The 20,998-nt window shown below is 40.6% G+C and carries 19 protein-coding genes; 3 read left to right on the top strand and 16 right to left on the bottom strand.

Features of this window, described 5'->3' with window-relative positions:
* The 11 genes from pbp2x to SPAR10_RS05675 all read right to left on the bottom strand — a co-directional run bounded on the left by pbp2x (nucleotide 1) and on the right by SPAR10_RS05675 (nucleotide 13,657).
* Nucleotides 1–2,256 carry a penicillin-binding protein PBP2X gene (gene pbp2x, locus SPAR10_RS05725; RefSeq protein ID WP_004251779.1) on the bottom strand — a complete coding sequence of 752 codons (2,256 nt, stop codon included), beginning with the start codon at nucleotides 2,254–2,256 and terminating at the stop codon, nucleotides 1–3.
* Between the two features lie 3 nt (nucleotides 2,257–2,259).
* On the bottom strand, nucleotides 2,260–2,577 hold the full coding sequence (gene ftsL, locus SPAR10_RS05720) for a cell division protein FtsL (RefSeq protein ID WP_004251775.1): 318 nt from the start codon (nucleotides 2,575–2,577) through the stop codon (nucleotides 2,260–2,262).
* 9 nt (nucleotides 2,578–2,586) lie between these two features.
* A complete protein-coding gene (gene rsmH, locus SPAR10_RS05715; RefSeq protein ID WP_004251773.1) occupies nucleotides 2,587–3,537 on the bottom strand; it encodes a 16S rRNA (cytosine(1402)-N(4))-methyltransferase RsmH in 951 nt (316 codons plus the stop codon).
* A 68-nt stretch (nucleotides 3,538–3,605) separates the two neighbouring features.
* Nucleotides 3,606–5,432, bottom strand: coding sequence for an excinuclease ABC subunit UvrC (gene uvrC / locus SPAR10_RS05710; protein ID WP_004251772.1), 1,827 nt, complete (start codon nucleotides 5,430–5,432; stop codon nucleotides 3,606–3,608).
* Between the two features lie 69 nt (nucleotides 5,433–5,501).
* Entirely contained in the window at nucleotides 5,502–6,203 is a 702-nt protein-coding gene (locus SPAR10_RS05705) for a M57 family metalloprotease (RefSeq protein ID WP_004251770.1), read from the bottom strand.
* Between the two features lie 105 nt (nucleotides 6,204–6,308).
* Entirely contained in the window at nucleotides 6,309–7,088 is a 780-nt protein-coding gene (locus tag SPAR10_RS05700) for an alpha/beta hydrolase (RefSeq protein WP_004251768.1), read from the bottom strand.
* A 68-nt stretch (nucleotides 7,089–7,156) separates the two neighbouring features.
* Entirely contained in the window at nucleotides 7,157–8,818 is a 1,662-nt protein-coding gene (locus SPAR10_RS05695; protein ID WP_004251767.1) for a ribonuclease J, read from the bottom strand.
* A gap of 221 nt (nucleotides 8,819–9,039) precedes the next feature.
* Nucleotides 9,040–9,702 (bottom strand): COG3942 and LysM peptidoglycan-binding domain-containing protein, encoded by a 663-nt coding sequence (locus SPAR10_RS05690; protein ID WP_004251765.1) that lies wholly within the window; start codon nucleotides 9,700–9,702, stop codon nucleotides 9,040–9,042.
* Nucleotides 9,703–9,893: 191 nt separating this feature from the next.
* Nucleotides 9,894–12,113, bottom strand: coding sequence for a single-stranded-DNA-specific exonuclease RecJ (gene recJ, locus SPAR10_RS05685; RefSeq protein WP_004251763.1), 2,220 nt, complete (start codon nucleotides 12,111–12,113; stop codon nucleotides 9,894–9,896).
* A gap of 196 nt (nucleotides 12,114–12,309) precedes the next feature.
* Nucleotides 12,310–12,747 carry an Rrf2 family transcriptional regulator gene (locus tag SPAR10_RS05680; protein ID WP_004251762.1) on the bottom strand — a complete coding sequence of 146 codons (438 nt, stop codon included), beginning with the start codon at nucleotides 12,745–12,747 and terminating at the stop codon, nucleotides 12,310–12,312.
* 70 nt (nucleotides 12,748–12,817) lie between these two features.
* Entirely contained in the window at nucleotides 12,818–13,657 is an 840-nt protein-coding gene (locus tag SPAR10_RS05675; RefSeq protein WP_004251759.1) for a metallophosphoesterase family protein, read from the bottom strand.
* Nucleotides 13,658–13,802: 145 nt separating this feature from the next.
* Between SPAR10_RS05675 and SPAR10_RS05670 the strand changes: the two genes are divergently transcribed.
* The gene (locus SPAR10_RS05670; protein WP_004251758.1) at nucleotides 13,803–14,255 is read left to right on the top strand and encodes a universal stress protein; all 453 of its coding nucleotides are present in this window, start codon (nucleotides 13,803–13,805) and stop codon (nucleotides 14,253–14,255) included.
* 29 nt (nucleotides 14,256–14,284) lie between these two features.
* Here the strand turns inward: SPAR10_RS05670 and SPAR10_RS05665 are convergent, their stop codons facing one another.
* On the bottom strand, nucleotides 14,285–15,676 hold the full coding sequence (locus SPAR10_RS05665) for a Cof-type HAD-IIB family hydrolase (RefSeq protein ID WP_004251757.1): 1,392 nt from the start codon (nucleotides 15,674–15,676) through the stop codon (nucleotides 14,285–14,287).
* 65 nt (nucleotides 15,677–15,741) lie between these two features.
* Between SPAR10_RS05665 and SPAR10_RS05660 the strand changes: the two genes are divergently transcribed.
* Complete coding sequence (locus SPAR10_RS05660; RefSeq protein WP_004251756.1) at nucleotides 15,742–16,704, top strand: asparaginase; 963 nt, start codon at nucleotides 15,742–15,744, stop codon at nucleotides 16,702–16,704.
* A 39-nt stretch (nucleotides 16,705–16,743) separates the two neighbouring features.
* On the opposite strand, the gene ccpA is transcribed toward SPAR10_RS05660, so the two are convergent.
* Nucleotides 16,744–17,751 (bottom strand): catabolite control protein A, encoded by a 1,008-nt coding sequence (gene ccpA, locus SPAR10_RS05655; RefSeq protein ID WP_004251755.1) that lies wholly within the window; start codon nucleotides 17,749–17,751, stop codon nucleotides 16,744–16,746.
* 204 nt (nucleotides 17,752–17,955) lie between these two features.
* Here ccpA and SPAR10_RS05650 point away from each other — a divergent pair, with 204 nt between their 5' ends.
* Complete coding sequence (locus SPAR10_RS05650; RefSeq protein WP_004251754.1) at nucleotides 17,956–18,273, top strand: DUF960 domain-containing protein; 318 nt, start codon at nucleotides 17,956–17,958, stop codon at nucleotides 18,271–18,273.
* Between the two features lie 33 nt (nucleotides 18,274–18,306).
* On the opposite strand, the gene SPAR10_RS05645 is transcribed toward SPAR10_RS05650, so the two are convergent.
* Genes SPAR10_RS05645 through folE form a run of 3 tightly spaced genes read right to left on the bottom strand, consistent with a single transcriptional unit; the run spans nucleotide 18,307 to nucleotide 20,996 of the window.
* Complete coding sequence (locus tag SPAR10_RS05645; protein ID WP_004251751.1) at nucleotides 18,307–19,590, bottom strand: DUF308 domain-containing protein; 1,284 nt, start codon at nucleotides 19,588–19,590, stop codon at nucleotides 18,307–18,309.
* Nucleotides 19,574–20,404 (bottom strand): dihydroneopterin aldolase, encoded by an 831-nt coding sequence (gene folB, locus SPAR10_RS05640; RefSeq protein WP_004251747.1) that lies wholly within the window; start codon nucleotides 20,402–20,404, stop codon nucleotides 19,574–19,576. Before folB ends, SPAR10_RS05645 begins: the two co-directional genes overlap by 17 nt.
* A 37-nt stretch (nucleotides 20,405–20,441) precedes the next feature.
* The gene (gene folE / locus SPAR10_RS05635) at nucleotides 20,442–20,996 is read right to left on the bottom strand and encodes a GTP cyclohydrolase I FolE (protein WP_004251744.1); all 555 of its coding nucleotides are present in this window, start codon (nucleotides 20,994–20,996) and stop codon (nucleotides 20,442–20,444) included.
* Nucleotides 20,997–20,998: the final 2 nt, after the last annotated feature.

Raw genomic sequence — 20,998 nt, 5'->3', positions numbered from 1 at the left:
CTAATCTCCTAATGTTATTTTTATTTTCTGTAAATCTTTTAAAGCTGTATTAGAACGAACACTTTGTTTTTTAACAATTTCTCCTGTACCTTCAAATTCAACTTCAAGATTCAACCATTTGGCAAAGGTTTCAACATTTTTCTTAGACCAGCCATATAAGTCAGGCATCTCTTCTACCTTGTCTGAAAGGAGTAAGATTTGCTCATTAGCGTCTAGATTTGTTCCTTCTGCCACTGAACTGTCCTTGATTTTTGTTCCTGAACCGATAACGATTGGTTGAACAAGATTGCGTCTCAGTTCCTCTGCCATATCTCCCGGACTATAGTCCTTGGTCGCTGGCATTGCATAACTAGTTGTTGTTGTAACTTGATCCAGATTTTTAGCTGTAGACTGAAGATTAAGAGATTCTTTCATGGCAGAAGCTCGTTCAAGAATAGGATTAGCAAACTCTCCAAACCAAGGGTTAGAAAAGTGTTCTGGTTGTTGAACTGTCACGTAAAGAATAAAATCAGGATTTTCAGAAGGATGCATGGTTACTACAGAAAAGATATAATTGGTTTTCCCAACTAAATATCCTCCGTTTTGCTCATCGGCAATTTGAGCTGTTCCAGATTTGACAGAAACATTCTGACCAGGAACAGTAATTACTGGTTTATTATCATTACGATTATACATGGTCCCATAAATAGGGTCTGTACCAACCAAAATCATGTTTTCCCTAGTCAAACTAGCCGCTTCTTTAGAAACAGGATTACCCACAACTTCTTTTTGCGACTTCCGAACTGACTGATCATTTGGATCATAAAGGGCGCTAATAAACTTTGGTTCTAACATAACTCCGTCATTCGCAATGGCTGTAAAAGCACGTAGCATCTGGGTCTGCGTTACAGAAATCCCCTGACCAAAAGCACTCATGGCAATATCGACAATATTATCTGCAGGCAGTTGTCCAGCATACTCATCAGGCATACCAAAACGGGTTGGAACTCCAAACTTGAATCGATTAAGGTATTCTAACCAAGTAGCATCCCCCATCTTTTGTTGGAGCAAGGTCATACCCACATTACTTGAGTGAGCAAACCCTTGTAAGTAAGTCATGATACTTCCAGCTGATAAGCCATCATTAACATCCCAGTCTTTAATAGTGGCGTCCGCAATTTTTAATTCACTACTATTAAAGTATTCTCCTCCAGGGAAGGTATTGTTATCAATGGCTGCCGCCAAAGTCATCACCTTCATGGTCGAACCTGGTTCATAGTTACTTTGGTAAAGGATATCACGCCAGACAAAGTCCTCTGTAATCCCTTCTTTGGTATCAGCATCAAAGGTTGGTCTTTGAGTTGTAGCGAGAATCTCTCCTGTCTTGGCACTAACCAAGGTCGCAGTCATATACTTGCCTTTTAGTTTTTCTTGGAAGGCATCCATTTGACTTTCCATAAAGGACTGCAAAGGACTAGATAGGGTCGTATAGACGTCTTTCCCGTTTACGGTCTGTTGGGTGACTTGTTCTGTACCAGGAACAATATTACCTAGACGGTCTTTTTCATAAGTAATAATACCATCTGTCCCTGCCAATAAACTATTTAAGGAACTCTCGATACCCGATGTCCCAATTAGACTTTTCGTGCCATCTTCATTTTCATGTAACTGTGCTAAACCAATAAAGGATGAGGCAAATTTTCCATTTGGATAACTTCGATTTGGACTAGTCGTAAAATTAATACCCTCAACCTTAGCAGATTCTAAGTCCTGTTTAATGGACATCATATTAGCATAGGTAATCCCATTCCCTTTAGCACCAAAAGAAACCTGTTTGAGATTTGGTTGAGAGAGTTGATTTTTGACGTAAGTCTCCTCCATATCTAAGTATTTATGAAAAATTTCTGCCACTTTGTTGTACTGAGATTCTTCTACATAAAGAACATCACCATTAGCGGACTTATATTCTTTATCTATTACAGCATAAACATTATAAGAGGTCGCATCTTCTGCTATGGGAGTTCCATTACGATCATAAATAGTTCCTCGTTTTGCAGGAACAGTCAGAGTCGTTTGATGAACTTTATTTGCTTCTTTAACCAGATTGACCCCAAATTTTGTGCCTGTACCAATAATCACCGCAAAATTAACCAAAAAAACAGCAAAGAGAAAGACGGCCAAGAGGCTCAGACTCTTCCCCACTCGTCTGCGGTTTTCCATTGGAGATTTACGATTCTTAATGGCAAAGCGTATGATTCTTTCTTTCATAGTTTTCATCTACTACTCCGCCGATCGAATATTTTCATTATTCAATTGCAAGTCTTGTGAATTTGCAATTTCGGTCAAACGTTCTGATCGGATCAATTCATTAACTTCTTGTTTAGCATCATCCAGCTCTGTCTTTTTTTCCTCGATTTGTGCATTGACTCTTGTCAAATCACTCTGAACCTGAAAAAGTTTTGTCTGCATATAGACTACACTGGTCGCTAAGACAAGGGCTGTGATGGCAATTGAAAGGTAAAAGGCCTTTTCAACACGTGAAAATTTTTTTATACGAGCTTGTAGCAATTGGCTCGTTGTTCCTCTGTTTTCTACCATGGTTTCCTCTTACTTGTGAATTTTTCTTGCCACTCGAAGTTTGGCCGAGTGGGAACGATTATTGGCTTCCAATTCTTCTTTGCTTGGTAAAATCGGTTTTCGAGATACTAATTCCATCTTTGGCTTGAGATCGTCTGGGATGAAAGGCAAACCTTTAGGAACTTCAACTGTGGAAGCTTCCTTAAATAACTGTTTGGTCAAACGGTCTTCAAGTGAATGGAAAGTGATAACTGAGATTCTCCCATCCACTGCTAGTAATTCCATAGCTTGTTGGATGGACTCATCTGCAGCACCCAACTCATCATTGACCTCAATACGAATGGCTTGGAAAATTTGTTTGGCTGGGTGACCTTTTTTCTTGAGCTCCTTAGCCGGTTTGGCAGATTTGATAATCTCTGCCAACTCGGTCGTTGTCTCGATTGGTTTAAGCTCACGCGCCTGTTCAATTTTTCGAGCAATCTGTTTGGAAAACTTGTCTTCTCCATATTTGAAAAAGATTCTTACCAAATCATGATAGTCGTAGTGATTAACCACCTCATAAGCAGTCAAGCTAGCTTCTTGATTCATTCGCATATCAAGTGGGGCATCTTTTTTATAAGAAAAACCACGTTCACGTTGATCTAACTGCGGACTTGACACACCTAAGTCATAACAAATTCCATCAATTTCAGTCACACCTAAGTCATGTAAGCGGTCCTTCAAATGACGGAAATTATCCTTGATGAAGGTGACCATGCCCTTTTCGATATAGGGAGCCAAGCGTTTTTGTGCATTATCAATAGCGTTTTGGTCTTGGTCAAAGGCATAGAGATGCCCTTTCTCGCTTAACTTACTTAATAAATACTCGCTGTGCCCTGCTCCTCCCAAGGTCGCATCAACGTAAATACCATCAGGTTTCACATCTAGCATATCAATAGTCTCATGGAGCATGACCGTTACATGATGAAATTCTTTTGTCATATCTTATCTATTTTACCACAAATCTGACTAGCTTGCACCCACTAAAGCTAAAACATTCCTCTGCTGGTTTATTCCTTATATTCAACTGGCTTCTCAGCTACTTGAGCTAACGCTGAGTCTACTTCTGGATTCAGGTGATGATGAACTGCCTCTGCCACTGCTCTTGGGATACCAACTGCGACAATCTCATCTATGCTGGCTTCCTTAATTTTTGCCAGAGATTTGAAATATTTCATCAAATTCTGCTTGCGTTTTGGACCCAAGCCCTCAATCCCATCTAATTGAGAGGAGAAGGAATTTTTAGAACGTAGTTGACGGTGGAAGGTGATTGCAAAGCGGTGGACTTCATCCTGAATGCGTTGCAGGAGGAAAAATTCCTGTGAGGTCCGTGAGAGTTCGATGACTTGGAGAGGATCGCCAAAGAGCAATTCATGGGTTTGGTGCTTGTCATTCTTTTGCAGGCCTGCGATCGGAATATCTAACCCCAACTCTTCTTGAATGACCTGTTTAGCGATATTGACCTGACCCTGACCACCATCGATGACGATTAAATCTGGTGGTGTCAAACCGTCACGCTGGACTCGTCCATAACGTCTACGAATAACCTCTCGCATACTTGCATAGTCATCTGGTCCGACCACAGTCTTGATTTTATACTTACGGTAATCCTTCTTGCTCGGTTTTCCGTTAACAAAAACAACCATGGCAGAGACTGGACTAGTCCCCATAATATTAGAGTTATCAAAAGACTCGATACGGACTGGGGTTGGAATTTGTAGAAGTCGTCCAAGATTTTCAATAGCTCCTTGAGTCTTTTCAACTGATTTCTCTAACAGATTAAACTTCTGCTCTAAACTAACACGAGCGTTTTTGATAGCCAGATTAACCAGTTGCTTCTTCTCCCCTCGTTGGGGCTTGAGAACCTTTGTATCCACCAAAGCCTTGATAGCTTCTTCGTCAATATCTTGAGGGATCAGGATTTCATTGGGTATCAGGTGAGATTTCTCCTGGTAAAACTGCCCTACATAGGTCAGGAAATCCTCGTCTGGATCATTGTAGTAAGGGAAGAGATTGACGTCACGTTCAATCAGTTTACCTTGACGGACAAAGAAAACCTGAACACACATCCAACCCTTATCCACGTAGTAACCAAAGACATCACGGTTTTGGAGGTCTTTAGCCATGACTCGTTGCTTAGTCCGAAGGGTGCCAATAGCCTGAATCAAATCACGGTATTCCGCGGCACGTTCAAACTCCATACTTTGGGCTGCCACAGCCATCTTCTCCTTGAGGTCATCAATGATTTTATCGTCTTGTCCCTTGAGAAAATCAGAGACTTCTTGGGACTTAGCTTTAAAATAAGCTTCATCCTTGCGACAAACCGTATGAGCCATACACTGGCCGATATGGTAATAAAAACAAACCTTTGATGGTGGATTGGTACACTTGCGAAAAGGGAAAATCCGATCCAATAGCCGTTTGATTTCATTGGCTGCACCCACATCCGGATAGGGACCAAAGTAGAGACCTCCGTCTTTTTTAACCTGACGGGTGATAATCAAGCGAGGATAGCGCTCATTTGTGATTTTGATAAAGGGATAAGACTTATCATCCTTGAGCATAATATTGTACTTGGGCTTGTTCTCCTTGATGAGGTTGATTTCAAGAAGCAAGGCTTCAATATTAGACTCCGTAACAATAAACTCAAAATCTACAATCTCAGATACCAGAGCTTCTGTCTTGGTATCATGGCTCCCACGGAAGTAGGAGCGCACCCGATTGCGCAGATTTTTAGCCTTTCCTACATAAATGATAGTGCCGTTTTTATCTTTGTGAATGTAACAACCAGGGCTAGTAGGCAAGAGCTCCAGTTTTGATTTAATCAAGTTATTCATAGTTCCATTATAGCAAAAAGCCCCCTGTATTGCTTAAATCAGAGAGCTCCAGTTTCCTTAGAAAATCACTTATTCCCCAGACTCATATAGTTCTTGAACTTCTTTTACATCTTGAGCTTGGATTCCATAATAAGAGCCTGCTGGTTGCATAACCGAAACTTCATTGGTGTGTTCCAAACCAATCGCATGACCTAGTTCATGCTCTGCTGTATGCATGATACGATCATCGGTATATCCATAGTTTGGATTGGATAGATAATAATGATTCAAGCGAACGGTCACTGAAATGAATTGTTTGGTTAGGATATTTGTCTGACTCTCCGCCTCACCTGCTACAGCTGTCGAACCATCATTCATTTCGGTAGCGAAAATATCGGCCTGATCCGCTTCTGTTACAAGCTCAAAGTTAAATGCCCCTGTCTGGTTCCAGTTAGCAATTGCTTCACGGTAGGCCTTTTGGAAAGTGGCATCCATTTGAGGATCAATATAGATAGTTGCTTGCGCCTTTGACCATTTTGCTCCTGAATCTTGATGATGATCTGTCTGAGACAAACCTTGCAGCTTGCCAGTTTCTTGCCATTGATCCCAACCTGCTTGGCCGACTTGGACCACTTTGCTAACTTGATTTAAAGTAGCAGATAAATTACCTGTCACATACCAGAGAATCCCAAAAGTGATGAGAATGAAGAAGATAAGCGTCCATACAAGGCGCCAAAACATACGCAAAATCCCTAGTAAAAACCGACATAACACACGAATAATCCAGCCCATAATTGCCCACCTTTCTAAAAAATAAGAACCCATCTTTAAGCCATGGATTCCCATTCTAAAGATAGATTCTTAATTCTACTAAAACAAACTGAAAGAAAGCTAAAATTAAGACAAGCGTTCTTCCAACACAAAATCGATTGGCAAGGTAGTTAAAAAACGTTCCAATTGCTTTTCCCAATAATACCACTCATGAGTTCCTGCACTATGGCTATAGGTCACATCGAAACCAAGTTTCTTAAGATTTTTAACTGCTAGATTATTGGCAGAATAGAGATAATCTTGTTCGCCACACCAAACCCAGAGTTTGGTCTCCTTGTCTGACTTTTTGGCAAGGGTCTCAAGCGAGTAAGGGCTATTCACCCAATCATTAACTTTGCCAAAAACACCTCGCCAGTAGGCACGCGTTCCTAAATCTTGACTCTCAGGAGAAAACTCCTCGAAGCTAAGCGCCCCAGAAAAGCTAGCGGCATGGGAGAAACGGTCAGTTGACAGTGCTAACTTAAAGGAACCGTAGCCACCCATTGATAAACCAGCAATGAAGGTTTTATCTCGCTCGTTGGTCATATTGGGGAAGAAGCGTTTGAGCACCTTAGGCAATTCTTCTGCTAGAGCTGTGTAATAGTTATAGCCATATTGAGTATCTGTATACCAGCCATTGTTTGTATTTGGCATGACAACAATCAGATTAGTCCCTCGCAACAAGCGCTCTACATTGGTCCGCTTGAGCCAACTGTTGTGGTTCCCTGACATTCCATGAAGGAGATAGAGAACTGGAATATCTTTACTGTTTGGATCTGTCACCCGAGATGCATCAGGATAGAGAACATTTACTCCCCACTCCATATCTAAAACTTCTGAGTAATACTCAATCTTCATTACTGCCATAACTTGCTCCTTATTCGTTTGAGATAAGAAAAAGCCGAAACTCGACTTTCTCTCTTGCTATTTAATCCTTATTTTGCTTCCATGACTACTGGTAAAATGGCTGGACGACGTTTCGTTTGTTCAAAAAGGAATTTAGCTAAATTGTCACGAACCTTACCTTTTAGATCAGCCCAGTCAAAGTCCTCCCCTTGGAGATAGTCTTCAACTGTTTGGTTCACCAACTCTGTACTTTCGCGCAGAATATCTCGACTCTTCTTGAGGTAGACAAAGCCACGTGTATGCACTCGTGCTTTGGCAATGATTTTCTTCTCGCGACGGTTAACAGTGATAGCCACGATGAAAATACCATCTTCTGACAAGACCTTACGGTCACGAAGAACAACATTTCCAACATCCCCAATAGCATTTCCGTCAATCAAGACATCACCTGCAGCAACTGCACCAGACGGGACAAAGTCCCCATGTTCATAAGACATGGTTGTGCCCTTTTTCGGGATAAAAATGCGTTCTGGCAACAACCCAACAGCCATAGCAGCCTTGGCATGAGCGTCCAACTCACGGTATTCACCCTGGATTGGGAAGAGATACTGAGGTTGCAAGAGATTGATCATCAATTGAAGATCACGCGCATTCCCATGTCCTGATACACGCAAGCTTTGAGTGATCGGTTTAACGACACCACCTGCTTGGTAGACCATATTTTCTACACGTGCCATAACAGCTTCTTTAGCGATTGATGGCGTTGTAACGATATAAACCAAGTCTCCATCCTTGATTTCAACATAGCGGTGACGACCGATTGACATTTTACGGAGTCCATTAATTGGTTCACCCATACGACCGGTTTCAAGGATAATTAACTCGTGGTCTTCAAAACGAGACATATCTTTAGGTTTAATCAAGAGACTTTCGTTAGCCAATGACAATTTTTTCAAGCGAATAGCTGTACGAACGATATTTTCAATATCAAATCCAGTCAAAACAACGCGACGTCCTGTCTCTGCAGCAGCATCAAAGACTTGCTGAATGCGAGAAAGGTTACTTGCAACAGCAGCTACAATGATACGTCCATCCCAGTCAGAAATGGTTTGCGTAATTTCATCACCAACTTCACTTTCGCTGGCTACTTGAATATTACTGTCTGCGTTTGCTGAGTCGCTTAGAAGAGCTAAAACTCCTTCGCGACCAATTTCTGCTAAACGACCAAAGTCAGTCGCATATGATTCGCTAGCCGTTTGGTCAAATTTGAAGTCCCCTGTATAAACGATACTTCCTTCAGATGTTTTCAAAACGACACCCAGACTCTCTGGGATAGAGTGAGTTGTGCGGAAGAAGGAAACCTCCGTACCGCCAAAGTCGATTTCTGTATTTTCATCAATAACATGGAAATCATCGAATTTTTTAGCACTATCATTTCCTTTAACAAAAAGCTTAGCAAGTTCAATTGTCAACTCTGAACCAAAAACAGGAACTTTCACTTCTGACAAAAGATAAGGAAGAGCTCCAATCGCATCCGCATGTCCGTGCGTTAAAAAGACACCTGCAATACGGTCGCTATTTTCAAACAGATATTCCATATTTGGAATAACGACATCGACACCCAACTGCTCATTTTCAGGATATTTCAAGCCTGCGTCTAAAACGAAGATAGAGTCGTTAATTTCTGCGATGTACATGTTCTTCCCGTTTTCACGAACACCGCCCAAAGTTGTTAATTTAATATTGGTCATTTTCCCTCCGAAGCATTACTATAACGTGTTTGTAGAGTCTTCACAACTCTCTTTTTTTAAAAGTTCAATTTACTTTTATCCGAATCTTTTCCTCTCATTATACCATTTTTTTACTAATTTTCAAAATGAAGATAGGATTTTAGCTAGAGTTCATTCACCACTGATAAAGGAAGTTACTCAGAAATAAAAAAAGATTTAGAAATTCTAAATCTTTTTTATTTTTAGTTTGGATAAATGTATCTTACAGTACCTTTTGAAGCTGTTGGATTAAACCATCCACGGTAATTTCCGATTGGTTGAGTACCACTACCATCATAGTTTGCTTCCAATACCTGGATAGAATTTTCACTTTGTACATCTGTCACATAAGCAACGTGTCCATATTCACCACCGTCCCAAACGGCGATTGCGCCTACTACAGGCACAGTTCCTGTCCTAAAACCTTGTGCACTAGCATAGATTGCCCAAGTGTTGGCATTTCCCCACCAGTTGCTAGCCCAAGGAGCCATTTCTTTCACGCCCCATGTACACTGACCAACAGGATATGAGTTTCCGTAGTTTGTAGGAGTATTTACGACAACATCAGCAGTTGCTACCCCATTCACAGTACTAGTTGCTTCATAAGCCGGAGCATTGTATGAATAGCTAGCTTGAGTTAGACCACTCACTTCTAGCACATCACCTGGGTGGATGGTGTCAAAAATGCTTTTTCCATTATTTGCCGCCAACACATAAGGATCCATACCACTTGCAGCAGCAATACCAAAAAATGAATCACCATCTCGAACAACGTAAGAGTCTGCGCTAACAGTCTGAGCACCAACTGTAGCCAAAATAGCTGTAGATGTTAAACCAAGAGTCAGTTTAGCAACTGTTTTTTTCATAACAATTTTCTCCTAAAATTTTATTGATAATTTTTAATTTTTATGTTGATAAGAGAATCATACCTGATTTACATGTCAGTTGTTTTAGATTTATGTTGTAGTCATGTTACAAATCTGTATACTTTTACTACATAAAGTTAAAAATCACTTACAAAAAGAGACTGAAATAGGTTACTTCAGCCTCTTTGTATTTATTTTTTCATCAAGAAATCATATATTTCCTGTACTGTTCCAAGTGCCATCATTTCTTGATCTTTAACAGTTAGTTTGAGATTTTGATAAATCTGACTTTCAGCGATGTCCCGTTTAGCCGCATCTTTATTAACCCTCATCACACCATTTTCAATGGTGACAAAACCAAGTTCTTCAAAAATCTGAATCATTTTGACTAGCAAGATCTGTTCTATCTTCAAATAAGCTGATAAGTCCTTGAGCTTATAACGAATATCAAATTCTGGGAACTGGTAGATTGTCTTGTAAAGCTTAGCGAATTGCTCTCTTGTACCATAACCTGTCAAATAGTATGCTTTAGCGATATCATTTTTAAAGTAAATAGCAGAGAAATCCTGTTCTTGCAACACTTGTTTGAGAAGACTGAGATCCTCGGGAATATTTTTTACAACGATTGCTGGGCTAGAAAGCATTTCTGGTAAATCACTGGTAAAATCTAGGACAGGCACTCCCTCTGGTAGCTCTACACTCTTACTACGGATGTTAAAAAGTTGAACACCGTCCACACGGGCATCTACCATCATCAACTGGAGGGTTGTTTGCCCATTCCATTGGTTAACAGAAAGGGTAACTGCCAATTCCAGTTGTTTTACCTGAGAAAACTCTGTAGCCTTTGATCCTTGACCAAAAGCTACTACCTCAAAGCTCGCGATCCCTTTGGAAATCTTCAATTTCAGATGACTGTCTCCCGCTCCCATAGAACGAGCAATTTCAACTTGAAAATCTCGAATATAAAAAACAGGTTTTTGGTTATCCATTCCAAAAGGAGCTAATCGTTCAAAGCTTTTAACCGTCTCTAAACTTAGGCTTTCCAAATCTAATTCTTCATCTAGATATAATGTATTCTTGCCCTTGGCATCTATCCCTTTGTCTTTTACATAGGTTTCTAAAATTTCCGATAAGGCGTCTAGCTGTTCCGCTTCAAGTGTCATACCTGCAGCGCCTGCATGCCCACCAAAGGCGATAAAAAGTTCCCGATGCGGATTCAAGGCTTCAAAGATATCGACTGCTTCAATACTTCGAGCACTTCCCTTGGCACGGCCATCTTCAATATTCAGAACAATAACTGTCTGCCCTAATTCTTCCAACAAGCGCCCAGCTACAATCCCAAGCACTCCTGGATTCCAACCTTCTTTGGCTAAAACTTGAACACTTTTGTTAGGGTCTACCAAGCTTTTAGCTTCTTCATAAATGGCTTGAACGATTTCCTTACGTTCTTCATTTTTATCTTGAATCATGAGGGCAATCTCACGCACCTCTTCATCATCAAAGCCAGTTAGTAACTCAATAGCTGGATTGGGATCATCCAAGCGTCCTAGCGCATTCAAACGAGGAGCTAGTTGAAAACCAACTGTCTCTTCTGTAAGGTCACTACTAGAAATCCCTGCAATTTCAAATAGTTCTTGAAGCCCTATTCGTTGGGTGTTGCGTAAAACTTCTAGACCATATTGAACCATGATACGATTTTCATCTGTCAAGCTGACCATATCAGCAATTGTCCCAATAGCAACCAAGTCTAGTAATTCAACCTGCACTTCCTCCAAGAGTGCACAAGCTAGTTTAAAAGCGACTCCACAACCCGCCAAATGTTTAAAAGGATAGTCTGATTCAGGATGCTCCGGATGAACGATTGCATGAGCATCTGGTAAGACCTCTGGTAGAGAATGGTGATCCGTTACAATAACATCTACTCCCATAGATTGAGCCAAGTCAATAGCTTCATGCCCTGCAACTCCATTATCTACGGTTACAATCAAGGATATCCCTTGTTGCTCAATGAAGTACTTGTAGACACTGGCATTAGGACCATAACCATCTGTAAAACGATTAGGAAGATAGACTAAACACTCGGCTCCTAATTGTTCTAATGTTTCTTTAAGGATAGAAGCTGATGTCATCCCATCTGCATCGTAGTCTCCATAAACAAGAATAAATTCACCCCGCTCTATAGCACGACGAATACGATTCACTGCCTTGTCCATATCGTGGAGAAGATAGGGATCGTGTAAATCATCTAGACTTGGTGCCAAAAAACGAGACAAACTATCTTCATCCTTAATACCACGGCTAAATAATAGACGAGCAGCTTCAGGCCCTAGCCCAGCTTTCTTGGCGATTTTTGTAAAATCTGCATCCTCAACTTGAGGTGCAAATTGCCAATTATAAGTCGGAATAATCAAAATTCATCCACTCTTTCTTACGATTCTATTCATTTATTATAACACGATTTTTAGTTTTTCTCTTGCTAATCTAACCACATTCCTGGCTAAATTCTCAGGCTACTTCAGCTAACACCCAGCATATTTAATTACGAAAAAAGCACCTAAACAACCAAGCTTTTCAGCTTAGCAATTCAGGTGTACCTTATTTTAAAATTTATTCTTTTATTCTTGCTTCTGCATCCGCCACTACTCGGGCCAGACTAGTTTGGCTTAATTCTTCTTCCATGGCTTCTTGAATTTTATCTAACTTTTCATCTAAAACCCCATGGATATTGGCTCCTACTGGACAGTCAGGATTAGGATTATCATGGAAACTAAAGAGTTGTCCAGTCTTTCCAAGGCATTCCACCGCTTGATAAATATCCAAAAGACTAATATCCTCAAGATTTTTGATAATCTCTGCCCCTCCAGTTCCACGCGCGACGGAAATCAATTCTGCTTTTTTCAGTTGGGACAAGGTTTTACGGATAATAACTGGATTGACTCCAACACTACTAGCTAGAAAATCACTAGTCACCTTGCTCTCCTTCCCTTTTAGGGCAATGATTACCAACATATGTGTCGCAATGGTAAATCGGCTTGAAATTTGCATGCAGTCCTCCTTTGTTATCAACAATGCTCATTCTTCTCTTATATTTATTATATCTCCTAGAGTTGTAATGTCAAAGGTTACTACTAAGCCAGTCATCCAATTCAACATCATGTCCTTGACTCTGAGCGATTTCGTGCAACAAGTCCTGATTATGGGTATGGTGAATTCCATTGACTAAGCTTTCATAGTATACCTCATAGTAGGGCAATTTCAAATCTCTAGCCAATTGTAATTCTGACTCAACATCGTAATCAACACGACGAAAATCTATATCCTTCAAACCTTTGTTATCAAAATCCAAAATCATATATTGCGCCCGCAAATCCTCACGTAGACTTGCAGATAAAAAGAAGGGTTGTCCAATTGAGCCTGGATTTAAAATGAGTTGTCCCTCGCTCCCATAGCGAAGAAATTGCTGGTGAATATGCCCATAAATCGCAATATCACAGTCAGGATTGGTTACCAAACGGTCAAAATCCTCCTGCTTGCCAAGATGGATCAGTTCTCTTCCCCAATTTTTATCCGGCAAATGATGGCTTATCCCTAACTTCAGATTTCCAAACTGGCGGTGTGTGTGCAGGGGAAATGCCTGTAGAGCTTCAATATCATCTAGACTGATTTCTTCCATAATATACTGACATTGGCGCAAGAGGTAACGATGGCTAGGTCTACTTGTATCTAATTTTCGATGAGCAGCTCGCCATAAACTCTCTTCCCAATTTCCCAGAACTCGAACCGTAATCGGCAAGTCCTCTAATCGTCTGAGAATATTTTTTCGTCCTGTCCCAGGCATGAGAATATCTCCCAAAAGCCAATATTCCTCAGCATCTGCCTTCTTTGCATCTGCTAAAACAGCTTCCAGCGCTCTTGTATTTCCATGGATATCTGAAAGTACCGCAATTTTTGTCATATGATCCCCTCTTGTTTCTCACATTTAATTATAACACTCTCAAAACCAAAGTCAAAAAGTCTCTTTTTTTGCTATCATGTTTTACTTTACTTTTTTAGTGAAAAGGATTACAATGAAGGTGATAAGAAATGAGGAGGTTTTTGCTATGACACAACGTTACGAAAACATCATGGTAGCAGTCGACGGTTCTAAAGAAGCTGATTTGGCTTTTGTCAAAGGAGTTCAATCAGCAGTGCGTAACCAGGCTAAATTAACCATTGCGCATGTCATTGACACTCGTGCTCTTCAAAGCATTTCAACTTTCGATGCTGAAGTTTATGAAGAGTTACAAGTTGAAGCCCAAGACTTGATGGCAGAATATGAAAAACGTGCACGAGATGCTGGTCTTACAGATATTCAAGTTGTCATCGAAATGGGAAATCCTAAAACTCTTTTGGCCAAAACAATTCCTGAACAAGAACATGTTGATTTGATTTTGGTTGGTGCAACAGGGCTTAACGCCTTCGAACGTTTGCTTGTCGGATCTTCATCAGAATATATCCTACGCCATACAAGCGTTGACCTTCTCGTCGTTCGAGACAAGGATAAAACTTTATAAACCAAAAATAAAAGGAGCATCTGCTCCTTTTATTTTTGGTTTTCTCTTTCCTTATGACGTTCATAAGCCTTGATTTGGCGCTCTATTTCCTTTTTTATTGCAGGCTCTGGAGCGTACTTTTCTTTCCAGTTATCTGGTTTCAAGATTTTGTGGGTTACTGGATCAAAATGAGCCTTACCATCTGGGAAGATTTTACCCATGTTTGCTTGATGGACAATCTCAAAGATTCTCTCTGGGTCTACCCCCATTAAAACGAAACTTCCATAAGTAAAGTAGAGCGTGTCAATCAAAGCATCCACTTGACCAACGAGGGTTTTCTCAGCTGGTGTTGACTGAGATACTTTTTCGGCAGCTATATCAAGTGCTTGGTGTAAATCATGCACAGCTTGTTGGAATTCCTCTTCAGAAGTGCTTGCAGCACGGACAAATTCAACTAACTCTTCAATCTTAAAGCCAGCACGGTGGGTCGCCCCTTCTAAATCCCAAGCTATAGGTTCTTCTTGAGTTCGCTCATCCATCATACGATGGAAGGTCTTAACCTTGTTGAAATGATAGTCACGACTGACAAAGACTTTTTCAGAAGCCAAGACTCCAAAATATTCCAAAGCCTTGTGAATCCCATCATTTTGGTTGCTGGCAGTAATATGCTTAGCAACTTCTTTTACACTGCTACTACCATTTCCCATGGCAACAGACATACCAACACCAGCCAACATTTCCAAGTCATTATCCGAGTCCCCAAAGGCCATGACTTGATTGAGTTCAAAACCATACTCTTTCCCGACACGACGGATACCCTCTAACTTAGAATTTTCTTGATTGATAATATCGGCCGCAAATGGATTACTTCTGGTAAATTTCAAATGATTTAACGCTTCAGCAGCATGGTTTGTCTCCTCAGGCGTCATCAACATAAGCACCTGATAGATTGGTTGGTTGATTAAGTCCAACAAATCATCTTCCTTCTGAGGAAGGGCCTTACTGACCATACGATTAAAGGAATGACTAACAGTACGAGTCAAAAATTTAGGTACAAATCGACTAACTAGCTGTGAAAGAGGACTGAGCCCAAAAGACATAATCCGAGAACCGACAACGTCTTGTCGCGTTCCCATGGCAATCTCTTTTCGATTTTTCTTAGCATAAGAGATGATTTGTCTGAGGCTTCTCTTATCAATAGGGCTTGCAAAAAGAACACGATCTTTGTTAAAGATATATTGGCCATTGTAGGTCACTGCAAAATCCAGGTCCAAATCATCCATCAAATCCTTAACAAAAAAAGGTCCTCGCCCTGTTGCTACCCCAACAAGCACCCCTTGTTCTTTCACAATCTTGATAGCTTCCTTTGTGGACTTCAAAACACTCTTACTGTCATTTACAAGCGTTCCATCAATATCAAAAAACACAGCTTTGACTTCCATTCTATCTCATTCCTTTCTTTTATGATACAATGATTATACCACATTTCAGAAAAAGTGAGTGAATCATGACTAAGAAAATCCTTGTTTTACATACTGGTGGCACTATCTCCATGCAGGCAGATGAATCTGGAGCTGTAAGGACTAGTGCTGATAACCCTATGAATCATATCTCTAATCCTCTCGAAGGTATCGAAGTCCATTCCTTGGATTTTTTAAATTTGCCCAGCCCATACATCAAGCCTAAGCATATGTTGGCTCTCTACAAAAAGATTAAACAAGAGGCATCGTCCTATGATGGTGTTGTCATTACACATGGGACAGATACACTAGAAGAAACGGCTTATTTCCTCGACACCATGGAAGTACCTCATATACCCATCGTCCTGACAGGTGCCATGAGAAGCTCCAATGAACTGGGAAGCGATGGCGTCTACAACTATCTTAGCGCCTTACGCGTTGCGAGTGATGACAAGGCTGCAGATAAGGGTGTGTTGGTCGTTATGAACGATGAAATTCACGCCGCCAAATATGTCACAAAAACGCATACTACTAACGTTAGTACCTTTCAAACACCAACTCATGGACCACTCGGGCTCATTATGAAGCAGGAAATTCTCTACTTCAAAACGGCAGAACCTCGTGTTCGTTTTGACCTTGAGAGCATTCAAGGGTTGGTCCCTATTATCCCTGTTTATGCGGGCATGACCGATGAACTTCTCGATTTACTTCCTGTTGACCAACTAGATGGATTAATTATTCAGGCTTTTGGCGCTGGAAATGTACCAAAGGAAACAGCTGAAAAATTAAAGTCTCTCAGTCAAGCAGGACTTCCTATTGCACTAGTCTCACGTTGTTTCAATGGGATTGCAGAACCTGTTTACGCCTACGAAGGCGGTGGTGTTTGTCTTCAGAATGATGGTGTATATTTTGTTAAAGAACTAAACGCTCAAAAAGCACGACTGAAGCTTCTTATCGCAATCAATGCTGGACTTAAGGGCGAACAACTCCAAACATATATGGAAGGATAATAAAAAACCAGGAAATCAGCTAGATTCCTGGTTTTTTTATTACTTTTTGCGAGTTGATTTGCGCTCTGTCAAACCATGAGGTAGGAGGACTTCACGTTCTTCTAATTCCTCTTTATGCATAATTTTAGTCAACATACGCATACTAATCGCACCTAAGTCATACAAGGGTTGTGCGATAGTTGTAAGGCTTGGTCGAGTAAAGCGTGCGATTTGAGAATCATCACTCGTAATGATTTCAAAGTCTTCTGGTACTGAAACTCCATGATCAGCCAAGCCGTTCAAGAGACCAGCTGCCAATTCATCACCAGTCACAATCGCTGCAGTTGCTTTTGAAGAAACTAAGCGCTCTGCCAGAGCATAACCATCATCATAGCGATATTTAGATTCAAATACAAGTCCTTCACTATAGTTGACTCCTGCTGCTTTCAAAGCTTCTTTGTAGCCAACCAAGCGAATTTTACCGTTAATATCATCTACCAACGGGCCACTCACAAAGGCAATTTTTTTGTTACGCTTCAACAAATGGCGAACAGCATCCGCAGTAGCATTCTTATAGTCAATATTAACACTTGGAAGCTGGTGTTCTACATCCACTGTTCCTGCAAGAACTACAGGGGTACGTGAACGTGAAAACTCTGAGCGAATTTTCTCTGTTAAGTGATAGCCCATAAAGATAATACCATCAACTTGTTTTGAAAAGAGTGTATTTACAACTGCCACTTCTTTTTCATCATCCTCATCACTATTGGCAAGGACGATGTTATATTTGTACATCTCTGCAATATCATCAATTCCTTTTGCTAGCGCAGCAAAATACGTGTTAGTGATATCTGGGATGACAACCCCAACAGTTGTTGTTCGTTTGCTTGCCAAGCCACGAGCTACTGCATTTGGACGATAGTCTAGGCGATCAATCACCTCTAGAACTTTCTTACGAGTGTTTTCTTTGACATTCTTGTTGCCATTGACTACACGACTGACAGTTGCCATTGAAACTCCTGCTTCTCGGGCAACGTCATAAATTGTTACTGTATCATCTGTGTTCATACCGTTTCCTTTCTAATGTTGAAAATTTTGTTTTCATGTTTACACCACTACTAGTTTACCACTAATTGTAAGCATTTTCAAGGGATATATAAACTTTCTTTGAAAAAAATGTATCAAAAATCATATTTTCTGAAATCAGTTTACTTTTCTTGATTTTTAGGCCAGTTTGCAGTATGATAATAAAAAATTAAGTAGGAGGCATGGATGGCTTTTACGGATTCTCATAGACGTTGTGCCAGCTTTGGTGTGGTAACCAATCTCCCAGACGATGTGATTGACTCAATCTGGTACATTATTGATCATTTCTTAAAGCATGTTTTTGAATTAGAAGATGAGTTGGAATTTCAGCTCTTAAACAGTAACGGTTCCATCACCTTCCGTTTTTCAAGTGAGCACCTACCGACTACGATTGACTTCGATTTTAATCATCCCTTTGACCCCTTGTACCCACCGAAAGTACTTGTTATGGATATGGACGGTAAGGAAACCATCCTCCTACCTGAAGAAAATGACCTATTTTAAAAACTCTAGCCTTCTGACTAGAGTTTTCTTTTTTTAATAAATAGAACGACTGACCACGATACCACTCGGTTTTTTAAATTCTAAATCAAGATAGTCCTGATAAGTCCCAGGGACGATAAAACCTTGGGGACTAAGGATATCAGTTCCAGCCTCTCCAACAATAGAGTCGGCCAATAGAACACAGTTTGTACTGAGAACAAAGTAGGTTTTAAATTTAGATGATGTGAACTTATAGAGGGATGCATCAGCCTCGTGTTTCAGCTGATAAGAGTAGGTATGTTTGACCTCTCCTTCCCTTCTTTTCAACAGTTGTGAACTTGGTTCCCAAGGTATCAAGAGACTTTCTATCTCTCTCAATCGTTCTTCGATGGCCTTTTTCTGTTGTTGAGACAGGCTTAAACCATAGGCGAATAAGGTTTTCTGGCTTTCTCTCTTACAAAGTTCAATATATTTTTCACGATTGGCCTTAAATAAAACCCCGTCGCCAATTGTACCAAACAAGCGTTCTGAATGAGGGTCATAAGAGCCGTAGGAAATAACCTGACCTTGATAGCAGATATCTTCATGACCCATGGCCAAGAAGAAAGATGATTCTGAAGTATGGATGAAAATTTCTAAATCAACAGATTTTTCATTTTTTCTCTCCAAATGCACTTCATTCTCTTCTACTTGATGACTAGATAACCTTTCATTCCATCGTCGTAAGGTGCCGATGGGAATCAAGGCTGTCATGAATATAGGCAGGGTCATTCTCATTCTACGCTTGAGCTTAGGATTGCTTTTCCCTTTTTCAAAAAAGAATCCATCTCTGAGGCTGCTTGCCCCCAACATAATCAAGTAAAAACCAAGTAAGAGTAATTCAAAATTTGTCGCATCATGAAAAGGGGAAATACTATAGAGACCAAATCCCATCATCCATACAGCATCAAATAAGTAATTAATCCTTGGATGAATATGATTTTTTCGGTATAGCAACCAGGTAATCAGACTGATTAGGCCTGTAAAAAGCTGATAACTTCCAATGATAATAACCAAGAGATAGAGAGCGATGTCCTGCAAGATGACTGAATCAAATAGGATGACTGCAAGAAAGAGTTTGGCTAGAGTTACAAATATATTTTCTCTACGGGACTTTTCTTGAAACCATCGCGTCAATAGTTGCCAAACTGCCGACAAGAAAAAGTAGGCCATCAGGAGTTGGTAACCCAGTATCGGAACTACCTGCCCAAAACAAATCAAGAGGAGGCCTAAGACAATAGCTACAAGACCTTCCCCTATACTTTTCCATTTACTATAAGTTTCAGAAACCTTGCCCATTTTCTTTCTCCAATTGACGATATAAGTGACGAATCGGTTGTCCTAGGACTGGATGGATGAAATGAGGCGCAATTTCCTGCAGAGACTCTAAGACAAAGAGTCGCTCAGCAAGATAAGGATGCGGCAAGATGAGGTCATCTGTATAAATAACTTGATCCTCCATAAAAAGCAAGTCCAAATCAATCAAACGAGGTCCCCAATGCACTTCTCTAACCCGACCCATTTCTGCCTCAATGCTTAACAAGGTATCTAACAATATTGGAGCCGGCAGCCAAGTTTCTACTTCAACCACCTGATTGGCGAAACTTTCTTGTTCTACACCACCCCATGGCTCAGTTGTAATCACACTAGATTCTTTAAGAATACGAATCCCTCGAGTACGCATCTTGTCAAGAGCTAGTTCGAGATTAGCCGTCTTATCCCCCATATTGCTACCTAGAGCAATAAAGGCTCTTTGTTTGCGGCGATGGATGGTTACTGAACAGGTGTCCAGTGGTAGATGAATAGGCGCCCATGGTTTTTTGAGTTCCAGTTTAATTTCTTGAACTTTTGGATAGGTTTCAAAAGTGCGCTCTACTAGTTTGTAGGCAACTGTTTCAACCAAGTCTTCAGTGGTTTCCTGAAACCAAGTCGTCCATTGCTGACAGAGCTCGCCATAATGGACAGAAGCTTCTAAATCTAGGTCCGTAGCAGCCTTGGTCATATCATAGGATAAGCTTGCATCAATGATAAATTTTTGGCCCAGTTCCTTCTCACTCGGGAAAAGACCATGATAGGCAAAAATTTCCAAATCCTTAATGCGCAATTGATCCATAACTAGTCCTTTCTAGAAAAATCGTTTGAATCGATTTTTATAATCCCATAAGACGGTATGCTTGATCTCGAAGATCTTTATCCGTTTCAAACACTCCACGAGCTACTGTTGTCAAGGTTGCAGTTCCTGGTTTTCGAACACCACGCATGCTCATACACATATGCTCTGCTTCAATAACAACGAAAGCACCTTTGGCACCTAGATAGTCCATCAAAGCATCTGCCACTTCGATATTCAAGCGTTCTTGAATCTGTGGCTTTTTAGAGTAGACTTCCACCGTACGAGCTAACTTTGATAAGCCTGCTACACGGCCATCTGGAATGTAGGCAATATGAGCTCGACCATAAAATGGTAAAAAGTGGTGTTCACACATGGTATGGAAAAAGATATCCTTTTCCACTACCATATTATCGTCAATAATTTCAAAGGATTTTGACAAATGCTCCTCCGCAGTTTGACCAAGTCCTGAAAAAATCTCCTGGTACATGCGAGCTACACGTGCAGGAGTTTCCTGCAAGCCTTCGCGGTTAACATCTTCACCGACCGCTTCTATAATCATTTTTACAGCCGTCTCAATTTTTTGTGTATCCATTT

It is taken from the genome of Streptococcus infantis SPAR10 (assembly GCF_000279535.1).
Taxonomy (GTDB): domain Bacteria; phylum Bacillota; class Bacilli; order Lactobacillales; family Streptococcaceae; genus Streptococcus; species Streptococcus infantis_I.
This window is presented reverse-complemented; position numbering and strand designations above follow the sequence as displayed.